Raw genomic sequence first — 23485 nt, 5'->3', positions numbered from 1 at the left:
GCCTTATAAGACCTTAGCACATATGACAGATGTTGCTCATTTGTTTGCAGGTTCCTTTTTGAAGAAAAGTCAGAATTCTTAATACCATAGCGTCCTTCTCCGTATTTTAACGTTCATGTAAGGCAAACCCCGCACCTTGGGTTTCTCTACACTCTGACGCCCTTACGTACAGCGAAAAAGAAATGATTTTGACTAAACTATAGTCGTATTTGTTGGGGTGACAAACTTTTGACAACTTGAAAGCCTGGTGGGGTGATTTATGGATCGAGTAACCTTTAGCTCGCTTGCGAGTAATATCGTAGTTATTGGAATTGACGGGGAAATTAGGACCTTAGAACCAGGTCAGGTCCCTGCCTCTGGGGAATTGGTTATCACTGAAGTGTCTGACATTTCTCAGTTGAATTTTGAACAAATAGCCCTTGATGGCAGCTCGATTAATGTAACGGACGATATCACCGCACTAATTGAGGCAATCGCAGCCGGGGAAGACCCTGCACAGCTTGAAGGTGACTTTGAACCTGCTGCGGGTGAAAGCGACGGTTCGAGTCCACAGTCGACTGGAGCAATTGACCGTAAAGGTGCAGAGGCCCTTGCTAATACGGACTTCGAAACGGTCGGCACAGCAATACCCCTATCAGAAACTCAAGAGCTTTCGTTGCTTGAGTTTATCAACCAACAAATAATTATCCCTGCTCAGGTTATCGTTCAGGACATATCCAGCCCGACAATAAACGAAGGTGATCAAGCGTCTTTTGAAGTCACTCTCGACCAGCCCACACAGCAAGAGACTGAGGTGACCTTATCCCTTAGTGATGATTCTGCGACAGGGGGAGCTGATTATGACAAATCGGTTATTACTATTACTTTTGAAGATGGCAGTACGGATCAAATAAATGTCGGAGAAGATGGGACGTTTTCTGTTTCAATCCCCATTGGAGATGAGTCGTTCGTAATCACGGTGGATACAATTGATGACGACGTATTTGAAGGAAACGAAACCTTCACGTTAAGCGGAGGTACGGAGAACCAACCGGAGCCCGTTACAGGTGTGGCAACAATAACAGATGATGGCACTGGTCCGGGTGAAGAGCCTGATGACGATAGACCGACCGTTGCTTCTGTAAGCGATACAACCGTAAACGAGGGTGAGGAAGCTGTGCTTGAGGTAACGCTTAGTAACCCGAGTACGTCAGAAACGACGGTGAACATGACGTTATCTGACGGAACTGCGGAGGGTGGATTAGATTACACAAACACTTCCGTCACTATTACGCTCGAGGATAACAGTACTCAGATTGTTAATGTAAACCCAGACGGTAGCTTTGCTGTCAGTGTCCCTGCGAATGAGGTTGGTTACAATGTCACGATAAATACGATAGACGATGATTTGTTTGAAGGAACTGAGACGTTTACGTTATCGGGCTCAACAGAGAATCAAAATGGCACAACGTCAGGAACGGTAACCATCGTTGATGACGGTCCTGGTCCCGGTCCCAATCCGGATGACGATAGACTGACAGTTGCATCTATTAGTGATACTACGGTTAATGAGGGCGATTTAGCCATATTAGATGTGACGCTTAGCAACCTAAGTACGACCGATACTGTGGTCAGTATGAATCTGGCTGATGGTAGCGCTGAAGGTGGAATAGATTACACCAACACGTCTGTTACGATTACTTTCGAAGACAACAGCACTCAAGTCGTAAACGTCAACCCGGATGGTAGCTTCGATGTATCCGTGCCAGCAAATAATGTAAGTTACAGTGTCGCTATTGGTACGGTTAATGACGACCTCTTTGAAGGCTCAGAAACATTTACTTTGTCTGGAAACACTGGTAATCAAGCGATTCCTCAGACGGGAACAGGGACCATTATTGATGATGGTACTGGCCCGGGACCTGACCCTGATAGCGACCGTCCAACGGTATCCATTAGCGATGCGGGAGTTGTTAATGAAGGTGATACGGCAAACTTCGTTGTATCTCTAACTAATGAAGCTGATTCTCCAGTCCACGTGGAACTAGGTCTTGATCTTGGTGATACCGAAACGGGCGATCTTGGCGTCCTAGAATACAACACTGGTTCAGGTTGGGTTGCAGTACCAAACGATGGTGTAGTTACGGTACCTGCGGGATTAAGCGAGTTTGATGTTCGCGTTGCTACTATTGTTGACGAAGTGTTTGAAGGTCCTGAAGAGTTCAGTGTTAGTGTGACAGGTTTGGACTCAGTTCAAGGCTCTGATTCAGGTAGTGCAACGATTGTCGATGACAATACTGGTCCTAGTCCCGATCCGGATGACGACCGTCCAACGGTATCTATCAGTGATGCAGGTACGATTAACGAAGGCGATACCGCTAACTTTGTTGTCTCGTTAACTAACGCTTCTGAAGCACCAGTTGAGGTTCAACTCGACCTTAACCTTGGTGATACCGAAGCTGGTGACCTAGGTACTCTCGAATACAACACTGGCTCAGGTTGGGTAGCCGTTCCTGTCGATGGTGTGGTGAGTGTACCAGCAGGCTTAACTGAGTTCGATGTACGAATCGCATCGATTGACGACGAAGTCTACGAAGGTCCAGAGAATTTCACCGTAGACGTAACTGGTTTAGGTCCCATCCAAGGCACTGACACGGGCACAGCCACTATCGTCGATGACGGTACTGGTCCTGATCCCGATCCAGATGATGACCGTCCAACGGTTTCTATTAGTGATGCTGGTACGATTAACGAAGGCGATACCGCCAACTTCGTTGTCTCGTTAACTAATGCATCAGAAGTCCCAGTAGAAGTGCAACTCGACCTTGACCTTGGTGATACCGAAGCAGGAGATTTAGGCACCCTAGAGTACAACACGGGCTCTGGTTGGGTAGCCGTCCCTGTCGATGGCGTAGTGACTGTACCAGCAGGGTTAACTGAGTTCGATGTTCGAATCGCTTCGATTGATGATGAAGTCTATGAAGGTCCAGAGAACTTCACCGTAGACGTGACCGGTCTTGGTCCTGTTCAAGGTTCCGATACGGGTACCGCAACCATTGTTGATGATGGTACGGGACCTGGTCCAGATCCGGATGATGACCGTCCAACCGTATCTATCAGTGATGCAGGCACAATTAACGAAGGTGACACCGCTAACTTTGTTGTCTCGTTAACTAACGCGTCTGAAGCCCCAGTCGAAGTTCAACTCGACCTTAATCTTGGTGACACCGAAGCAGGCGATCTCGGCACTCTCGAATACAACACTGGTTCAGGTTGGGTAGCCGTTCCTGTCGATGGCGTAGTGAGTGTACCAGCAGGCTTAACTGAGTTCGATGTACGAATTGATTCTATTGATGACGAAGTCTACGAAGGTCCTGAAAACTTCACGGTAGACGTGACCGGTCTTGGTCCTGTCCAAGGTACCGATACGGGTAGCGCAACCATTGTTGATGATGGTACGGGACCTGGTCCAGATCCGGACGACGATCGCTCTGGCGTTACTATTAGTGATGCTGGTGTCATCAATGAGGGTGATACGGCTAATTTTGTCGTTACTTTGGCAAACGTTTCTGAAGATGATGTTCAAGTCGAGCTAGGTCTCAACCTTGGTGATACCGAAGCAGGTGACCTCGGTACTCTCGAATACAACACCGGCTCAGGTTGGGTTGCCGTTCCTGTCGATGGCGTAGTGACTGTGCCAGCAGGGTTAACTGAGTTTGATGTTCGCGTTGCTATTATTGATGACGAAGTGTTTGAAGGTCCTGAAGAGTTCAGTGTTAGTGTGACAGGTTTGGACTCAGTTCAAGGCTCTGATTCAGGTAGTGCAACGATTGTCGATGACAATACTGGTCCTAGTCCCGATCCGGATGACGACCGTCCGACGGTATCTATTAGTGATGCTGGTACGATTAACGAAGGTGACACAGCCAACTTCGTTGTCTCGTTAACTAACGCTTCTGAAGCCCCAGTCGAAGTTCAACTCGACCTTAATCTTGGTGACACCGAAGCAGGCGATCTCGGCACTCTCGAATACAACACTGGTTCAGGTTGGGTAGCCGTTCCTGTCGATGGCGTAGTGACTGTACCAGCAGGCTTAACTGAGTTCGATGTTCGAATCGCATCGATTGATGACGAAGTTTATGAAGGTCCAGAGAACTTCACCGTAGATGTAACGGGTTTAGGTCCCATCCAAGGTACTGACACGGGCACAGCCACTATCGTCGATGACGGTACTGGTCCTGATCAAGATCCAGATGATGACCGTCCGACAGTATCTATTAGTGATGCTGCTACGATTAACGAAGGCGATACCGCCAACTTCGTTGTCTCGTTAACTAATGCTTCTGAAGCTCCAGTTGAAGTGCAACTCGACCTTAACCTTGGTGATACCGAAGCAGGAGATTTAAGCACCCTAGAGTACAACACTGGTTCAGGATGGGTAGCCGTTCCTGTCGATGGCGTAGTGACTGTACCAGCGGGCTTAACTGAGTTCGATGTTCGAATCGCATCGATTGATGACGAAGTCTACGAAGGTCCTGAAAACTTCACGGTAGACGTAACAGGTCTCGGTCCTGTTCAAGGCACTGATACGGGTACCGCAACCGTTGTTGACGATGGTACGGGGCCAGAGCCTGAGCCAGATGATGACCGTCCGACGGTATCTATCATTGATGCAGGCACAATTAACGAAGGTGGCACTGCTAACTTCGTTGTCTCGCTGACCAATGCATCTGAAGCGCCAGTTGAAGTGCAACTCGATCTTAATCTCGGTGATACCGAAGCAGGTGACCTTGGTACTCTTGAATACAACACTGGCTCAGGTTGGGTTGCCGTCCCTGTTGGTGGTGTAGTAAGTGTTCCTGCTGGTATGACTCAGTTCGATGTGCGTATTGCATCGATTGATGACGAAGTTTACGAAGGTCCAGAGAACTTCACCGTAGATGTGACCGGTCTCGGTCCTGTCCAAGGCACAGATACGGGTACCGCAACCATTGTCGATGATGGTACCGGTCCTGACCCCGATCCGGACGATGACCGTCCAACGGTATCTATCAGTGATGCAGGTACGATTAACGAAGGCGATACCGCTAACTTTGTTGTCTCGTTAACTAACGCTTCTGAAGCACCAGTTGAGGTTCAACTCGACCTTAACCTTGGTGATACCGAAGCTGGTGACCTAGGTACTCTCGAATACAACACTGGCTCAGGTTGGGTAGCCGTTCCTGTCAATGGTGTGGTTAGTGTACCAGCAGGCTTAACTGAGTTCGATGTGCGCATTGCATCGATTGACGACGAAGTCTACGAAGGTCCAGAGAATTTCACCGTAGACGTAACAGGTCTCGGTCCTGTTCAAGGCACTGACACGGGCACAGCCACTATCGTCGATGACGGTACTGGTCTTGGTCCCGATCCAGATGATGACCGTCCGACAGTATCTATTAGTGATGCTGGTACGATTAACGAAGGCGACACTGCCAATTTCGTTGTCTCGTTAACTAATGCATCAGAAGCCCCAGTAGAAGTGCAACTCGACCTTAACCTTGGTGATACCGAAGCAGGAGATTTAGGCACCCTAGAGTACAACACGGGCTCTGGTTGGGTAGCCGTCCCTGTCGATGGCGTAGTGACTGTGCCAGCAGGCTTAACTGAGTTCGATGTGCGTATTGCATCGATTGATGACGAAGTTTACGAAGGTCCGGAAAACTTCACCGTAGACGTGACCGGTTTAGGTCCTGTCCAAGGTACTGACACGGGCACAGCCACTATCGTCGATGACGGTACTGGCCCTGATCCCGATCCAGATGATGACCGTCCGACGGTATCTATCAGTGATGCTGGCACGATTAACGAAGGTGACACCGCCAATTTCGTTGTATCTCTGACCAATGCTTCTGAAGCCCCAGTTGAGGTTCAACTCGACCTTAATCTTGGTGACACAGAAGCAGGCGATCTCGGCACTCTCGAATACAACACCGGCTCAGGTTGGGTAGCCGTTCCTGTAGATGGCGTAGTGACTGTACCAGCGGGCTTAACTGAGTTCGATGTTCGAATCGCATCGATTGATGACGAAGTCTACGAAGGTCCTGAAAACTTCACGGTAGACGTAACTGGTCTCGGCCCTGTTAAAGGTTCCGATACTGGTACCGCAACCATTGTTGACGATGGTACTGGTCCTGATCCCGATCCGGATGATGACCGTCCAACGGTTTCTATTAGCGATGCTGGTACGATTAACGAAGGCGATACCGCCAACTTCGTTGTCTCGTTAACTAACGCTTCTGAAGCCCCAGTCGAAGTTCAACTCGACCTTAATCTTGGTGACACCGAAGCAGGCGATCTCGGCACTCTCGAATACAACACCGGCTCAGGTTGGGTAGCCGTTCCTGTAGATGGCGTAGTGACTGTACCAGCGGGCTTAACTGAGTTCGATGTTCGAATCGCATCGATTGATGATGAAGTCTATGAAGGTCCTGAAAACTTCACGGTAGACGTAACTGGTCTCGGCCCAGTTAAAGGTTCCGATACGGGTACCGCAACCATTGTCGACGACGGTACGGGACCTGATCCCGATCCGGATGACGACCGTCCGACGGTATCTATTAGTGATGCTGGTACGATTAACGAAGGTGATACCGCCAACTTCGTTGTCTCATTAACTAATGCATCAGAAGCCCCAGTAGAAGTGCAACTCGACCTTAACCTCGGTGATACCGAAGTAGGTGACCTTGGTACTCTTGAATACAACACTGGCTCAGGTTGGGTTGCCGTCCCTGTTGGTGGTGTAGTAAGTGTTCCTGCTGGTATGACTCAGTTCGATGTGCGCATTGCTTCGATTGATGACGAAGTTTATGAAGGCCCAGAGAGCTTCACCGTAGACGTAACAGGTCTCGGTCCTGTTCAAGGCACTGATACGGGTACCGCAACCATTGTCGACGACGGTACGGGACCTGATCCCGATCCGGACGACGACCGTCCAACGGTATCTATCACTGACGCAGGCACAATTAACGAAGGTGGCACTGCTAACTTCGTTGTCTCGCTGACCAATGCATCTGAATCCCCAGTTGAAGTTCAACTCGACCTTAATCTTGGTGACACCGAAGCAGGCGATCTCGGCGCTCTCGAATACAACACTGGCTCAGGTTGGGTTTCCGTTCCTGTTAATGGTGTGGTGAGTGTACCAGCAGGGTTAACTGAGTTTGATGTGCGTATTGCATCGATTGACGATGACGTCTACGAAGGCCCAGAAAACTTCACGGTAGATGTAACGGGTTTAGGTCCTGTCCAAGGCACCGATACGGGTACCGCAACCATTGTTGATGATGGTACTGGGCCTGATCCCGATCCAGATGATGACCGTCCAACGGTTTCTATTAGCGATGCTGGTACGATTAACGAAGGCGATACCGCCAACTTCGTTGTCTCGTTAACTAATGCATCTGAAGCACCAGTTGAGGTTCAACTGGGTCTCAACCTTGGCGATACCGAAGCAGGCGACCTCGGTACTCTCGAATACAACACCGGCTCTGGTTGGATTGCAGTCCCGAATGATGGTTTAGTCACGGTACCAGCAGGCTCGACTCAATTTGATGTTCGAATTGATACCCTGAACGACGCAGTGTTTGAGCAGGATGAGGACTTCAGTGTTTCTGTTGTAGGCGTTGGTCCTGTATTGGGCTCTGATGTCGGTAATGCAACAATTATCGATAATGATGCACCTCCAGCTATTTCCGACGTTATCGATGCGGTTGTTTCAGAAGAAGGGTTAACCGATGGTATACCTGATTCCACGGGTTCTCCTACCGATACTACAAATGCAGCCAGCTTCTCAGGGTCATTTACAGTTGGAGACCCGGATACAGCTAATGTTTCAGTCGTTCTTTCTGGTCCAAATACACTCACATCAGGTGGAGAGCCTGTGTCTTGGGCATGGGACAGCAATACTCAAACATTGACGGCTTCTACTGCGAGTTTAGCTGTTGTTGCAACTGTTGTTCTCACGGAGCCCCCTGTTTCAGGGCAAGGAACATGGGGTTACACCATCACACTCTTAGAACCACTCGATCATCCTGTTAATGACGTCGAAGATTTGATCGACTTTGATTTGCAGATCTCAGTGAGTGATGGTCAAACCACGAGCTCCCAAAGTATGAACGTGGTTGTCGAGGATGACTGCCCACATGTTCCAACGTCTTCTCAAGCCGTAGATGTGTCGCTTACAGATATCCCGGAAATTCTCACTGGCAATATTAGCTTTGTGGGTAATGAACCCGATGCATTCAGCCGAATTTTCGGAGATGTCGAAGTGACTGCTTTGGGATTTTTGTCTAATGAGTCTACCGATCTTGGCACCGCAGAGATTAATCAAACTTCATCAGGTATTGGTGTGAAAAGTGTCGGTAATAACGGTTATCCGCTTGCTAATGAGGTGGATTATCGTTTTGCCAATGATACCGGTGTCTCAGAACAACTGATCATCGACTTGGGCGACAAGATTGCATTTGGCGCTGAGATCGAATTCGAGAAGATGTTTGGTGGTGAGTTAGAAGAAGGTCTTGCATCTTTCTATCGAGATGGTGTTTTGATCGCACAGCAATCTTTTAGCTCTGATGCGGCAAGTGGTGATTATGCGGCTAACTTCAGTGTTCAACAGGGTGGTTTTGATAAGGTTATTCTTGAAGCCACAGGTAATGGTAACGGGCCAAACACCGTAGACAACAGTGACTTTACCGTCAAATCTATCACCTTTACTGGGGCTGACTCCGCCATTCCAATTGCAACAGCAGAGGGGAATTTAGGCGCACTCTATGGTGCTGATGGCCCAGGAAGTATCGTTCTTAATGGTGCAGAGAGTGGTCTAGAAACGCTTGATGGCGAGGCGATTAGTGTTGGGATTGATTCTCAGAACCCAAACAGATTAGTCGGTGAAGCGAACGGCGAGCTGGCGTTTGAAGTTCAATTAACGCCAAGCACCGGGAAGTGGGAATTCTTCCAGTACGTATCTTTGACCTCTCCAAGTGGTGATGGTGATATCGACTTCAGTTACACGATTACCGATAACGATGGTGACAGTAAAGCGGGGAATTTTGCGGTTAATCCATATGCGCCTCCGATTGTTGAAGGCGTCACGCTTAATGTTTCTGAAGAGGGTTTGGGTAATGCCATTGCCGATGACTTCGCGCTGAATGGTTTTATGGACACCACAGATTCAACGTTAGATATGGATCAGTTAACACTTGGTCAAACGGTTGACTCGGTCGCACTGAATGTCCCAACTGCGAACCTAACCAGTAACGGTGAGGCAATCACATGGGCCTTGTCCAACAATGACCAATTGCTTGTTGGTTCAGCGGATGGAGAAGAGGTCATTAAGATCTCAGTTAATGATACGGGGGCAATCTCTACTGAACTTCTTGGTCCAATAGATCATCCAGATACTTCTGGCGAGGACTCTTTAAACATTGAGGTTCCTGTCGTTGTTTCGAATGCTCTTGGGTTGACGAACTCCGCGGTAGCAAATGTTGTTATTGAAGATGATTCACCTGATTCGACATCCATTGTTCATGATGTGGTCGCGGAAACAAAAGAGAGCGCTAACGTTCAATTGATCATGGATGTTTCAGGCTCGATGCGCACGGGTAATCGCCTTCAAATAATGAAGGACTCGGCAACTCAGTTATTAAATCAGTACGAATCGATTGGCCAAACTCGGGTTCAAATCATCAAATACAGTGGTTCGGCAACAACGTACGCTATTGCTGGGGCAACATGGTTAACCGTAGATGAAGCGAAAGCGTACATTGATACACTTACTGCTGGCGGTGCAACTAACTACAATCGCGCAATTAATGAAGCTAAGGACTCTTGGGACGATGCGGGTAAATTACCTAGTGCATCAAACGTGAGCTACTTCTTGTCTGATGGTCAACCAAACCCAGCCTCATCATTCATCAACGATGCCCGTGAGAACAGCTGGATAGACCACTTGACCGATTCTGATAATCAGATCACAGCGCTGGCTTATGGCATGGGCGTGAACCTGATGCCTGATCAGTTAGACCGTGTTGCTTACGATGGTTTCTTGAACCAAGACCTTGATGGTGTAGTCGTGCCTGACGTAACTCAGCTGCCTCCAGTAATGTTGCAGTCCGTGATTCAACCTGTTGGTGGTAACCTCATGTACACCACATCACCGGATACAGGTATTGGTGCAGATGGTGGTTACATCAGCGAAATAGAACATGACGGTGTCACTTATTCATTTGATGGTACAAACCTGACGGTTGTAGATAACAACAACGACATCTCACATGCGTTTGACGATATCACGATGTTGCTCACTATCTACATCGACAGTAGGCACACGTTGGAAGTCGATTTGAATGATGGCGCATATGCCTTCTATGGTGCGGTAGGTGACACAGTAGAAACGTTAGACTTCGATTACGTGCTTACCGATAACGATGGTGACCAATCTGAAAATACACTTCAGTTTGTGATTGACGAAAATGGTGGTGTAAACGCGGCGAGCGGTGGTGCTGCGAACATCATTGAAGCGGAAGTGGATTTAAGCCATGACATTTTAATTGGTAATGACAACGAAGCAGACATATTTAGATGGGTTAATGACTCACTAGATTCCGGCACGGACTTGGTACGTGGCTTTGAACGAGATCTCGACATTCTCGATCTAAAACAAGTTGTCGAAGATGCAGGGCATAACACCATTGAAGAGCTGCTCAATAGTATCGACCTAAATGTTGACGGCGAAGATCTATCGCTTGAAATCACCCACAACGAGGGTAACTCCATTCAAACGATCGTCATTGAAAAAGGAGCTTCCGAGTTTAGCGATTTGATCATCGGAAATTTGGACTTTGAAAGAGATGTCTTGTCGGCTCTCACAAAAGTTAATTTAGATTCATACTCGATCTAAACCAAGTTGTCGAAGATGCAGGGCATAACACCATTGAAGAGCTGCTCAATAGTATCGACCTAAATGTTGACGGCGAAGATCTATCGCTTGAAATCACACACAACGAGGGTAACTCCATTCAAACGATCGTCATTGAAAAAGGAGCTTCCGAGTTTAGCGATTTGATCATCGGAAATTTGGACTTTGAAAGAGATGTCTTATCGGCTCTCACGAAAGTTAATTTAGACTCATAATAAAAAAGGGCCAACAGGCCCTTTTTCTTTGCTTCAATTCTTTATCGTTGGCTATGACTAAGCCCGATTATAGAACCTTACACGCAAATCCTTTTAGGTAGAAACCTTCTGGGTAGGCCGTATCCGTTGGGTGGTCGGCTGCTTGTTCAAAACGCTCTACAAACTTAACTTGGCGGTTTGCATCTACTGCGGCGTCAGCAATGATTTTTTGGAACAGAACTTGGTCCATTAAGCCTGAGCAAGAGTAGGTCAGTAACGTGCCACCCGGGTTTAGAATTTGCATCGCCAACATGTTGATGTCTTTGTAGCCACGACATGCACCGTTTAGCTGTGCTTTGCTCTCTGCAAACTTTGGTGGATCCATGATCACAACATCGAACTTCGTACCTTGGTCACGGTATTCGCGTAGCAATTTGAACACGTCTGCGTTTAGGAACACAGCACGCTTTTTCGAGATATCAAACTCGTTCAGCTCTGCGTTGAATTTTGCAGTATCTAGAGCAGGTTGTGATACGTCTGCGTTGATAACGCGTTTTGCGCCGCCTTTTAGTGCGTAAAGACCAAAGCCGCCGGTGTACGAGAAACAGTTCAGAACTTCTTTGTCTTTCAAGTACTTCATCGCTTGTTGGCGGCTGTCACGTTGGTCTAGATAGAACCCCGTTTTATGGCCACCGACGATATCGACACTGATTTTCACGCCGTTTTCTTCGATTACCACAGATTTTGGTGGCTCTTCACCATGCAGAACGCCAGTGGTTTCTTTCAAACCTTCTTTCTTACGTACCGCGACGTCTGAACGCTCGTAAACGTTGCAGTCAGGGAAGCACTCAACCAAAGCATCAACAATCGCTTGCTTGTTGTATTCTGCGCCCGCACTTAGAAGCTGGCACACAAAGAAGTTTTGGTAGCGGTCGATAGTAACGCCAGGCATACCATCAGACTCTGCCGCGATAAGACGGTAGCCAGTTAGGCCATCGCGCTCGATAATGTCTTCACGAAGAAGCTGAGCATTGTTGAAACGCTTAACGAAGAAGGCTTTGTTGATCTCTTCTTTTTTAAAACTCCAGATACGAGCACGAATTTGAGAAGCTGGAGAATACGCCGCTTTAGCTAGCCATTTTCCGTCGTGAGTGAATACATCAACGGTTTCGCCAAGAGCGGGTTCGCCCTCAACTTTACTGATGCCTCGAGAGAAGATCCAAGGGTGCTTGCGCTTAACCGACTTCTCACGACCTTTAACCAAATAGATAGCAGCTGTCATTTCTTTAGCTCTTGTTGAATTTTGAAAGGGGCGTATTGTCCGGGATGTTGCCCGCAAAAGCAATATCCATCGACAATCCAATCATTTGTAGAAGCTTTAATTATATGCCGAGAACCGGAACAAAGGACCACCTTAAGGTGGTAAGAAACTAGCGCTAGGTACAAAAAAGGGCCACCGAAGTGACCCTGATTTTTCAACTTATAACCAAGCTTCATATGACTAAGCTTTAAGGCCTGTCAGTAGCGACTCCATGGTGTCACTTTGAGCTCGAAGCTGCTCAACGTTTTGCGACGTTGTGCTGATCATCATACACACATTGTTTGCTTGGATGCGGACTTCTTCAACGCTTGAAGCAATATTGTCAGCCACGACGCCTTGCTCTTCTGCAGCGGTTGCAATTTGGATGCTGCTGTCAGAGATAGTTTGGTTCTTATCTGTTAGTGAGCCGATCTCGTGATTTACTTCTGCCATCAGAGTCTGACCTTCATTCGCATTGTGAACCGTTACTTCCATCAGCTTGGTGAGCGATTGGCTGTTACGTTGTAGCGCTTCAATCATAGCTTGAATCTCTACCGTCGCTTGTTGAGTGCGACCCGCAAGAGCACGAACTTCATCAGCAACAACGGCAAAGCCACGACCTTGTTCGCCTGCACGAGCTGCTTCAATCGCAGCGTTCAAGGCGAGTAGGTTAGTTTGCTCAGAGATACCGTTGATGGTCGTTACCACTTCATCAATCTGCGCTGCGTTTGCATCCAGCTCTTCAACCGCTTGAGAGGCGGATTGGATCTCAGTAGAAAGATTCGAGATAGAGTGAAGGGTATTTTCTACTTTCACTTGGCCAGATTGCGCTACGCTGCGTGCATCGTCTGTTTGTGTGCTTGAATCGTGTGCCAGTGTTGCCACCTCACGAATCGTAGAGGCCATTTGCTCAGTTGCACTTGCCAGAGAGTTTAGATGCTCTTGTTGGGTGTTAGAAATCTCAGAGCTGTTTTGAATCGATAGGTTCAGATCAGAACTGATTTGCTGCATCAGTGCGACAGACTCTTGAATCGACTGAACCATTTTTTGTTCGCGGTCGGCAACTTTGTCTATCGTAATTGCGATTTCACTGAATTCATCACGAACGCGGAAGAAGTTCATACGTGCAGTCAAATCACCATCAGCTAATGTGTTAAGTGCTTTGTTCATCGTAAACATAGCGCCACCGATGAAGGTCATGATGTAGTAAACACCAAGCGCGATGATAAATAGCGTAACAAGGATAATGCTTACTTGCGTCGGAGAAAGCGCTGTCCAAAGTGATTGCTCATGACTTGCAACCAGACTAAACGCGCCTTTGATTACCGACACAGAGTCAGGTCCCGTGCCAAGAGTAATTGTATCCGAACTCGCGATTAGACTAGCAACTTGAGATTGTGAGAGATTTCCTGCTTCAATCAAGCCTTTCATCAACATCAGCTCTTCTTGGTACAAGTCAGAGATGAGTGAGTTAGCGGCACTGTTCAAAACAAGAGTAAGAATGACTAATGCGAGGAGAGGAAGGAAGAAGAGTAAATAGAACTTTTCTTGAATCTTTAAGTGGATAAGGTATTTATCAATCCAACGGAAAGGAATTTCTTTCATAATTATTATAACCATATAAAAACCCACTATCCTTAGTGGGGTAAATAGACGCAAATAATATATCACTCAAATATAGGGAGCGGTATACGGATGGTACTAAAGTGTGAGAAGTTTCTGATAGTAGGTCATGTACAAGGGGTAGGATTTCGATACCACACATCACATCAAGGGTTGAAGCTCGGCCTAACAGGGTATGCGAAGAACTTAAACAGCGGAGATGTTGAAGTGATTGCCTGTGGCACAGAAGAACAAATTGCAGCGTTTTCGGCGTGGTTAGAGGAAGGGCCGCGGACGGCGACAGTAGACAGTGTCACTCAGGAAAGTGTGTCTTATAAGCCTTTCCGCGGATTTAAGATCTTATAGCTTTACAGTTAATTATTTTGTAAGCGATGTGGCTGGAAACAAGTGTCTTACAAACATTTCGCTGGTTTTGGTAGACCAGCCAGTTTGGTTGCTTGTTTTGCAGGTCCTTTCTTAAACAGTTTGAATAGGTACTTGCTGTTGCCTTTTTCCGGGCCGTGTGCCTTTTCCATTGCTTTTACTAGCATTCTTACTGCTGGTGATGTATTGAACTCTTCATAAAAATCACGCACAAAGTGAACCACTTCTAGGTGCGCTTCTGTTAGTTCAATTTCTTCTTCTTTTGCTAGAAGCTCAATCATGCCTTCTTCCCACTGAGAGTGGTCAAGTAGATAACCTTGAGCATCGGTTTCAATTTCTTTGCCGTTGTAAACGAACATAGCTTTGCTTCCGCTAAGTAACCTTTGATACGTATAGGGTAGCGTAGAGCGAAGCTTAGACTCAACAAAAGAATCTTTGGAGGCTTCTGAGCGAAGTAAATTTACACAATTAATACCAGATAAAGAAAGTGACGGTAGAAGAGGTTGATTACTTTGATTATTCACAAGAATGTAAATTTATTCATCTTGTTAGAAAATTCTCGGGGTGAGTATTTTAGTTTTTGCATGAATATTCAAATTTCTGTTTTAAGGAGTTGGTGTAAAAAAGGAGGTAGCATCTACAAGGCTAGGCGCAAAGAAAAAGCCCGAAGTACAACTTCGGGCTTTTTGGAGTTTCAATTCAATCTGACGGTTTAGTCGTCGTTCATGATGCCTAGGATGCTTAGTAGGCTGATGAAGATGTTGTAGATTGAAACGTACAGTGTAATCGTTGCAGAGATGTAGTTTGTTTCACCACCACGGATGATGCCTTGAGTGGTCATCAGGATTGCCATAGTAGAGAAAACAATGAACAAGCTGCTAAGTGCTAGGTGTAGGATCGTTGATTGGATGAAGATGCTAGCAATCATACCCACTACTAGAACTACAAATAGTGACAGCATTAGGCCACCCATCATAGATAGGTCGCGTTTTGTCGTTAGAGCGTAAGCCGATGCAGCCATGAACGATAGAGCTGTACCGCCAAGAGCTGTTAGAACAACGTCGCCCATACCAGCGCCGATGTACATGTTTAGGATTGGACCAATGGTGTAACCCAAGAAGCCTGTGAATAGGAACGTAAACACAAGACCTAGGCTGTTGTTACGGTTCTTTTCTGTTAGGAATAGTAGACCGTAGAAACCGACCAACATTAGGATAATACCCGGACGTGGAAGGTTAAATGCCATTGATACGCCAGCAACCAGTGCTGACCATAGTAGAGTCATAGAAAGTAGTGCATATGTATTACGCAGTACTTTGTTGGTTTGTAGAGCACTCTCTTGAGTAGTAGTGCGAGAAAACATAGGACTGTTCATAATCTTCCTCTATAAGGGACTGTCTTATCTTAAATATATAGACATATATGGGCCCGATAGTTCAAAAAATCAAGCCCGCCACACGTATATCTAGAACAAAATAATAATAGAAATAATGTGTTATGTATTTGCCAACTTGTAACACAATATTACCGCCTTGCATAGCGAACAAAGGCTTACTATTCAAAGCATTGAAGCGCAGCTCACGAAGTAGTTTGCAAGATTGCGCGAATTTACAACATCTCGAATCAACTGGATTTTCGTAACATGAGTTAATAGCAACCGTTTAAACAAAGAAAAAGCGCTGATTTAGATGTCAGCGCTTTACAATTTTAGCTATGTACCTAATCCGTTTTAATGGTGAAGGATTTGAGCTAAGAAGTTCTGGGTTCGATCCGATTGCGGATTCTCGAAGAAGTCGACAGGGTTATTCTCTTCGATGATTTCACCCGCATCCATAAAGATAACTCGGTCAGCCACTTCTTTAGCAAAGCCCATTTCGTGGGTTACACACAACATGGTCATGCCTTCTTCTGCCAGTTCGACCATTACATCAAGAACCTCGCGCACCATCTCAGGGTCGAGTGCCGATGTCGGCTCATCAAATAGCATTACTTTAGGGCTCATACAAAGAGAGCGGGCGATCGCCACACGTTGTTGCTGACCACCGGAGAGCTGCCCCGGATACTTGTCGGCTTGGTCTGGGATCTTAACGCGCTCTAGGTACTGCATTGCGACGGCTTCAGCTTCTTCTTTCGGCATTTTCTTCACCCAGATAGGGGCAAGCGTACAATTCTCCAAAACCGTTAGATGAGGGAAGAGATTGAAGTGCTGAAAACACATACCTACTTCACGACGAACCGCCTCAATGTTTTTCAGGTCTTCGGTAAGTTCAGTACCCGACACATAGATACTGCCAGCCTGATGCTCTTCCAAACGGTTGATACAACGAATCATGGTTGACTTACCTGAACCTGAAGGGCCGCAGATAACGATTTTCTCGCCTTTCTTTACCTCTAGATTGATGTTCTTTAGTACGTGAAACTCACCATACCATTTATTCATGTCCTTCAACTGGATCATATAATCTTGTTGTTGCGTCATAATACGTCCTTGATCTTGATGAGTTATCGTTTGTGACCGGTATGAAGTTTGTTTTCAAGCCATATCGAGTAACGTGACATGCCAAAACAAAATACCCAAAACACTAACGCGACAAATACATAACTTTCGGTTGCGAAACCTAACCACTCAGGGTCGGTATTCGCGGCTTGTCCAATGCCCAGTACGTCAAACATACCGATAATAAGCACAAGACTGGTATCTTTAAATAGGCCGATGAACGTGTTCACGATTGAAGGGATAGTGATCTTCAGCGCCTGAGGCAAAATGATCAGTCCCATTTTTTTCCAGTAGCTAAGACCAAGAGCATCCGCCGCTTCATATTGTCCTTTCGGAATCGCCTGCAAACCACCACGTACCACCTCTGCCATGTAAGCCGCACTGAACATGACCACACCGATTAGCGCACGGATGAGCTTGTCAGTTTCTGAGCCTTGAGCCAAGAACAGAGGCAGCATTACCGAGGCCATGAACAGAACTGTAATAAGCGGAACACCACGCCACACTTCAATGTAAACAGTACAGATACTGCGAATAATTGGCATATCAGAACGTCGACCGAGTGCTAACGCAACACCAATTGGTAAAGAAACAACGATACCAACAAGCGCAATGATCAACGTAACTAATAGACCACCCCATTTGTGCGTTTCAACGACTTCAAGACCAAATACGCCACCGTAAAGCAATGCGGCAATAATGAATGGGTAAATATTTACGAAGAACAACCAAATCCAAATGCGTTTCGGCGTTTTCTCGTAAGCGAGTAGCACTGTAAAAATAGCTAATGTGATGTAGAACAGGCGAGGGCGCCAGAGTTCAGCTTCTGGATAGAAGCCATACATGAACTGTTCCCAACGGACGCTGATAAAAACCCAACATGCGCCTTCGCGTGTACAGTCGTCTCTTGTTGTCCCGACCCAATCAGCATTAATGAACGCCCAATCGACGATATTCCAGAGTGCTGAGAAAACGATGTAAGCGAGAATCAGCGTCACAATCGAGTTGATTGGTCCATTGAATAGATTTTTGCGTAGCCAACCTACGACACCAACCGTGTTTGCTGGGGGTGGGAGATCTGGCTGAAATTGATGTGTGCTCATATTATCTCTCCACCAGTGCAACTTTACGGTTGTACACGTTCATCAGCGCTGAAGTAATCAAACTCAACGTCAAGTAAACCCCCATGGTCATCGCGATGATCTCAATCGCTTGCCCAGTTTGGTTCAAGGTGGTACCAGCGAACACAGATACCAGATCTGGGTAACCAATCGCCATTGCGAGCGAAGAGTTCTTGGTTAGGTTCAAATATTGGCTAGTAAGAGGAGGGATAATGATACGTAATGCCTGAGGAATCACGACCAGTTTAAGTGTTTTTGTGCGGGGTAAACCAAGAGACATTGCCGCTTCTGTTTGACCATGACTCACCGCGTTAATACCAGAGCGAACAATCTCAGCAATGAACGACGCGGTATAGACACTCAACGCGAGTAGGAGTGCTGCAAGTTCTGGAATGATGCTGATGCCACCACGGAAGTTAAAGCCTTTTAACTCTGGGTATTGCAATGAAATAGGCATTCCCGCTAAGAAGTAAACGACCAAAGGAAGCACAATGACTAAGCCAAACACAATGCGGCCCATCGGCGTTTGTTGACCCGTTAAGCGTTGCTTATTGTTCGCCCAAACGTTGATCAGAATACTTGCGATGATACCGATAATGAGTGCAGCAATAACAAAACTGCTTCCTGCTTCCATCACAGGCGCTGGGAAATACAAACCACGTACGTTCAGAAAGATAGCTTCACCAAGGCTCATACTTTGACGTGGTGATGGTAGGGCTTGAAGAACGGCGAAATACCAAAAGAAGATTTGCAGAAGTAGTGGAATATTTCGGAACGTTTCAATATAAACCGCCGCTAATCGACTCACCAACCAGTTGGAGGAGAGACGTGCGATACCCATAACAAAACCAATTACGGTTGCGAGAATAATACCGAGCACAGAAACCAGTGCGGTATTAAGAAGACCAACGACGAAAGTACGCCCATAAGAAAACGTTTCATCGTATTCGATAAGAGTCAGGCCGATCCCAAAGCCTGCTTCTTGATTAAGGAAACCAAAGCCTGTTGCAATACCACGTGCTTCAAGATTGGTCAGCGCATTGTTGATGATTGTGTAGAAGAAAAATACCAGTGCAGCTACGGCAATGATCTGGAAAAGAGCGGAGCGAAAAGCAGGATTGTAAATCAGGCTCTTACTTCCGCTTGGTTTGGACATCGTACTTGGCGATGTATCATTCGTCGGTTTCATACAGCGATAACCTCAAACCCTTATTTATACAGTTACTCACGAAAAAGGGCGGCATAAACCGCCCTGTGATAATCGTTGTATTAGCGGATTGGTGGCGCGTACATGAAGCCGCCTGCATTCCATAGTGCGTTCACACCACGAGAAATTTTCAGCGGTGAACCAGTACCAACCGTACGCTCGAAGCTTTCACCATAGTTACCTACTTGCTTGATGACTTGGTAGCCCCAATCGTCACGAATGCCTAGACCTTTACCTTTCGGACCATCCACACCAAGAATACGTTTGATGTTTGGATCTTTCGATTTCAACATCTCATCAGCATTCTTAGAGCTAATGCCATACTCTTCCGCATTGACCATCGCAAATAGAGTCCACTTGGCAATATTGAACCATTGGTCATCACCTTGACGTACCACTGGGCCTAGAGGCTCTTTAGAGATGATTTCAGGAAGAACGGTTGCAGAAGAAGGGTCTTTAAGGTTTAAACGCAGAGCATACAGACCAGATTGGTCCGTCGTCAGTACGTCACAGCGACCAGCATCAAAACCTTTAGAAGTTTGTGCAGCTGTATCAAATACGACGGGTTTGTATGCCATACCTTGGTTGCGGAAGTAGTCCGCCAAGTTAAGCTCCGTTGTCGTACCTGACTGTACACACACTGATGCGCCATCAAGCTCCTTCGCACTTGATACACCAAGATCTTTCTTAACCATGAAGCCCTGACCGTCGTAATAGTTAACGCCGACAAAGTTCAAGCCAAGAGCCGTATCACGGTGTAGTGTCCAGGTGGTGTTACGTGAAAGCACATCGATTTCACCCGATTGAAGTGCAGTGAAACGTTCTTTCGCGGTAAGGGGTACATATTTAACTTTCGTTTTATCCCCAAGAACGGCTGCAGCCAGTGCTTGGCAATATTCTACGTCGATACCTTCCCATTCACCTTTTGAGTTAGGGTTTGAGAAACCAGGTAGACCGGTACTTACACCACAAGTAATAAAACCTTGTTTTGTGACTTTATCCAGAGTAGTGTCTGCTGCTTGAGCTGAAGTCGCCATCATTGCAGTAGAAGCCGCTACGACGGAAGCAAGAACTGTGAGTTTATTCGCCATTTGTATCCTTCCTGTATGATCCATGTTTAATCAGGAGCGACCTGATACAACGTGTCCAATTCGTTTGTGTTTTCGTCCTACATGATTGATTTTAGAAGAAACGGCCATCGTCAAATCAATCAGTTAAAGCGTAGGAAAGGATTTGCTAATTCTCAAACATATAATTTAAAAAGAGTTTTGGAGAGAAGTCACAAAGCGCCTTGCGATTTAGAATGACGAAATGTTAATTGTTTGTAAATAGTGCAACTAATTGTTGAATTGGTGCATCAGAACAATCGGTAAAAGAAGGAATAAAACAGAAGGATAAAAGTTTGTTATTAAAAGTGTCATTAGTGTAGGGCGGCTATGTCGGCCGAAAATTTGAACAAATATTATTTGTGAAGTCGAAACAAGGTGAAGTGATTGCCCCATTTTTGGTAGCATGAATTTCGATAGTTATTTGAAGTGATCATGGATTGAAATGCGATATTTTCCTCTGTTCTTAGATTTAGTGAATAAACCAGTACTGGTTGTTGGTGGTGGTGAAGTAGCAAGCCGTAAAGTGGAGGCACTGCTTAAAGCTGGTGCGGATGTTACCATTGTCTCCCCAAGCCTTGTTGATTTCCTCGATAAGCTTGCTCAAGAGCAGCAAGTACATTGGATTCAACGCTTTTACTCAAGTGACCTTGTCACAAAGTCTTTTATTCAAGTGTGGGCAACCACAGATAACCCAGAACTGAATCACCAGGTCAATAAAGATGCGAAAGAGTTAGGCATCTTAGTCAACGTTGTTGATGACAAACCTTACTGTGATTTCATCACGCCTTCGATGATTAACCGCGGTCGTATTCAAATTGCCATCTCTAGTGGTGGTGCATCACCAGTACTGATTCGAAACATTCGTGAAAAACTAGAAGCGATCCTGCCACAAAACATGGGATTGATGGCTGAATTTGCTAACTCGAAACGTAACTCGATCAAAGAAGCACTTCCTAGTGTCGATTTGCGTCGCAAGTTTTGGGAGAACTATTTTTCGCATCCTGAAGTGGAAAATGCGCGCGATAATCGAGAGCTTGAAACTATCTATCAAGAAACCATGTCCAAGCCGTTGGATGAGACAGGCAGTTGTACATGGATTCAGGTAGGTAAAGACGTGGAAATGTTACCCATCAAAGCTGTGCGTTATATGCAGCAAGCAGAGCTGGCACTTCACTCAACGAAATGCGAAGCGGATGTAATGGAGCTGGTGAGAAGAGATGCAGAACGTGAGGCATTCTCCAGTGCAACTGAACTCTCCGACATGCTGAGAAAAGCCAAAGAGGAGAAGCTTCGTGTATGTGTGTTCATTCCTCACGGAACAAGTGAGTTCTCGCTGCTGCAAGGGCAAGATTTAGTGATCTAACCTTCTAGGTCACTAGCCATTAAACTCCTATAAAAACGCCGACGAGATTATCGCCGGCGTTTTTTATTCCACTTTTCTTATCCACCTATAAGGTGAATAGGAGAGCGCAATTAATCACGGAAGTTGTTGTACTGAAATGGGATACCCATTTCTGCTTCACGGATCGCTGCAATCGTCGCTTGTAAGTCGTCACGCTTTTTACCTGTTACGCGCACTTTGTCGCCTTGGATAGACGCTTGAACTTTAAGCTTCGCATCTTTGATTAGCTTAACTAGCTTTTTCGCAGTAGGCGTATCGATGCCTTGGCGGAAAGCGATGTTTTGGTGCCAGTTTTTACCTGTCGCTTCTGGATTTTTTGCATCCATAGCGTTTGCATCAATGTTACGCTTTGCCAAGTGGCTACGTAGGATGTCACGCATTTGCTTAAGCTGGAACTCGCCTTCTGCGGACACTTTTACATTTTCTTCTACTAGCTCAAAGCTCGCATTCACATTGCGGAAATCGAAACGAGTCGATAGTTCACGGTTAGCGTTATCAACCGCGTTACGTAGTTCAACGGTATCGATTTCTGAAACAATATCAAACGATGGCATGAAGATTCCTTGATTATCTTGTTATAGGGAAATTACTTACTGGATTTTACTGCTTCTGCCAGCATATCTAGCATAGTTACAGTATCATCCCAACTCAGACATGGGTCAGTGATAGATTGACCGTAAGTTAAGTTGTGAATATCAGTCATTGGCTGATTGCCTTCAATGATGAAGCTTTCCGCCATGATACCCGCAATGCGAGTGCTGCCTGATTTAATTTGGTCACAAATGTCTTGTGCAACTTCAATTTGCTTGCGGTGCTGTTTCTGACAGTTCGCATGGCTGAAGTCTACAATCAAACGTTGTGGCAAGTCGAACTCTGCCAGAGCTTCGCACGCTTGTTTAACAGACGCTTCATCAAAGTTAGGACCTTTCTCACCACCACGAAGAATGATATGACCGTATGGGTTACCACTTGTGCGGTAAACCGTCATGCGACCATTCTTGTCTGGAGAATAGAAGTAGTGTGATGCTTTTGACGCACGAATCGCGTCGATCGCGATTTTCACATTGCCGTTTGTACCGTTCTTGAAGCCAACAGGGCAAGATAGCGCAGAAGCCATCTCACGGTGGATTTGCGATTCGGTTGTACGAGCGCCAATTGCACCCCACGTGATCAGATCAGCAATGTACTGGCCTGTGATCATATCAAGAAACTCAGTAGCAGTCGCAAGACCAAGCTTGTTGATATCCAGTAGCAGTTTACGTGCTTTGTGAAGGCCAGCTTCAAGCGCGTATGAACCATCTAGGTTAGGGTCCGTGATTAGGCCTTTCCAACCAACAACGGTACGAGGTTTTTCAAAGTAAGTACGCATTACGATGAACAGTTCATCTTTGTACTTATCTTGAATGTTCGCAAGGCGAGTTGCGTAGTCAATTGCCGCTTCAGTGTCATGCACCGAACATGGGCCAACGATAGCAAGGATACGGTCATCCTCACCAGTTAAAATCTTCTCAATTTGACGACGAGATTGAGCGATACGGTCAGCGACGTCATCGGTAATTGGATGTACGCTACCTAGCTCTGCGGGTGTCGGCATCGGACCCAAAGGTTGGGTTCTCAATTCATCTGTTTTAATAGGCATGTTATAGCTTTATTCTCTATTGCGAAGCAGTAAAGATAACGGAATTATAGTTAGGAATAAACCGTTTCACGGGATTCTTATCTAGTAAATACCGAAA

Annotated in this window: 13 protein-coding genes; 3 read left to right on the top strand and 10 right to left on the bottom strand. The window is 46.2% G+C overall.

Translation table 11 applies throughout. From position 1 onward, the window contains the following. Positions 1–259 precede the first annotated feature (259 nt). The gene (locus tag A8140_RS08275) at positions 260–10915 is read left to right on the top strand and encodes a Calx-beta domain-containing protein (RefSeq protein WP_087490648.1); all 10656 of its coding nucleotides are present in this window, start codon (positions 260–262) and stop codon (positions 10913–10915) included. A gap of 300 nt (positions 10916–11215) precedes the next feature. Here the strand turns inward: A8140_RS08275 and A8140_RS08270 are convergent, their stop codons facing one another. Beyond that, positions 11216–12409, bottom strand: coding sequence for a class I SAM-dependent methyltransferase (locus tag A8140_RS08270; RefSeq protein WP_005532398.1), 1194 nt, complete (start codon positions 12407–12409; stop codon positions 11216–11218). A 219-nt stretch (positions 12410–12628) separates the two neighbouring features. Next, positions 12629–14032, bottom strand: coding sequence for a methyl-accepting chemotaxis protein (locus tag A8140_RS08260; RefSeq protein ID WP_005532396.1), 1404 nt, complete (start codon positions 14030–14032; stop codon positions 12629–12631). A 90-nt stretch (positions 14033–14122) separates the two neighbouring features. Between A8140_RS08260 and yccX the strand changes: the two genes are divergently transcribed. Further along, on the top strand, positions 14123–14395 hold the full coding sequence (gene yccX / locus A8140_RS08255; RefSeq protein ID WP_005532394.1) for an acylphosphatase: 273 nt from the start codon (positions 14123–14125) through the stop codon (positions 14393–14395). Positions 14396–14442: 47 nt separating this feature from the next. On the opposite strand, the gene A8140_RS08250 is transcribed toward yccX, so the two are convergent. From A8140_RS08250 to A8140_RS08225, 6 genes are all read right to left on the bottom strand, one after another. Next, a complete protein-coding gene (locus A8140_RS08250; RefSeq protein WP_005532393.1) occupies positions 14443–14772 on the bottom strand; it encodes a TusE/DsrC/DsvC family sulfur relay protein in 330 nt (109 codons plus the stop codon). A gap of 353 nt (positions 14773–15125) precedes the next feature. Beyond that, positions 15126–15788 (bottom strand): Bax inhibitor-1/YccA family protein, encoded by a 663-nt coding sequence (locus tag A8140_RS08245; protein ID WP_005532392.1) that lies wholly within the window; start codon positions 15786–15788, stop codon positions 15126–15128. A 354-nt stretch (positions 15789–16142) separates the two neighbouring features. Next, positions 16143–16892, bottom strand: coding sequence for an amino acid ABC transporter ATP-binding protein (locus tag A8140_RS08240; RefSeq protein WP_005532391.1), 750 nt, complete (start codon positions 16890–16892; stop codon positions 16143–16145). Between the two features lie 23 nt (positions 16893–16915). Further along, positions 16916–18013 (bottom strand): amino acid ABC transporter permease, encoded by a 1098-nt coding sequence (locus A8140_RS08235; RefSeq protein WP_005532390.1) that lies wholly within the window; start codon positions 18011–18013, stop codon positions 16916–16918. 1 nt (position 18014) lies between these two features. Continuing rightward, positions 18015–19220: an amino acid ABC transporter permease gene (locus A8140_RS08230; protein WP_005532389.1), complete on the bottom strand. Its 1206-nt coding sequence runs from the start codon at positions 19218–19220 to the stop codon at positions 18015–18017. A gap of 80 nt (positions 19221–19300) precedes the next feature. Next, on the bottom strand, positions 19301–20329 hold the full coding sequence (locus A8140_RS08225) for an amino acid ABC transporter substrate-binding protein (protein WP_005430967.1): 1029 nt from the start codon (positions 20327–20329) through the stop codon (positions 19301–19303). 460 nt (positions 20330–20789) lie between these two features. On the opposite strand from A8140_RS08225, the gene A8140_RS08220 reads away from it, so the two are divergent. Further along, entirely contained in the window at positions 20790–21710 is a 921-nt protein-coding gene (locus A8140_RS08220; protein WP_005532387.1) for a precorrin-2 dehydrogenase/sirohydrochlorin ferrochelatase family protein, read from the top strand. 110 nt (positions 21711–21820) lie between these two features. Here the strand turns inward: A8140_RS08220 and A8140_RS08215 are convergent, their stop codons facing one another. Then, complete coding sequence (locus A8140_RS08215; RefSeq protein ID WP_005430971.1) at positions 21821–22303, bottom strand: YajQ family cyclic di-GMP-binding protein; 483 nt, start codon at positions 22301–22303, stop codon at positions 21821–21823. Positions 22304–22335: 32 nt separating this feature from the next. Beyond that, positions 22336–23388: a 3-deoxy-7-phosphoheptulonate synthase gene (locus A8140_RS08210; protein WP_005430973.1), complete on the bottom strand. Its 1053-nt coding sequence runs from the start codon at positions 23386–23388 to the stop codon at positions 22336–22338. Positions 23389–23485 lie beyond the last annotated feature (97 nt).

The organism is Vibrio campbellii CAIM 519 = NBRC 15631 = ATCC 25920 (assembly GCF_002163755.1).
GTDB lineage: Bacteria > Pseudomonadota > Gammaproteobacteria > Enterobacterales > Vibrionaceae > Vibrio > Vibrio campbellii.
Note: the sequence above shows the minus strand (reverse complement) of the source record. Positions and strands in the feature narration are given on the sequence as shown.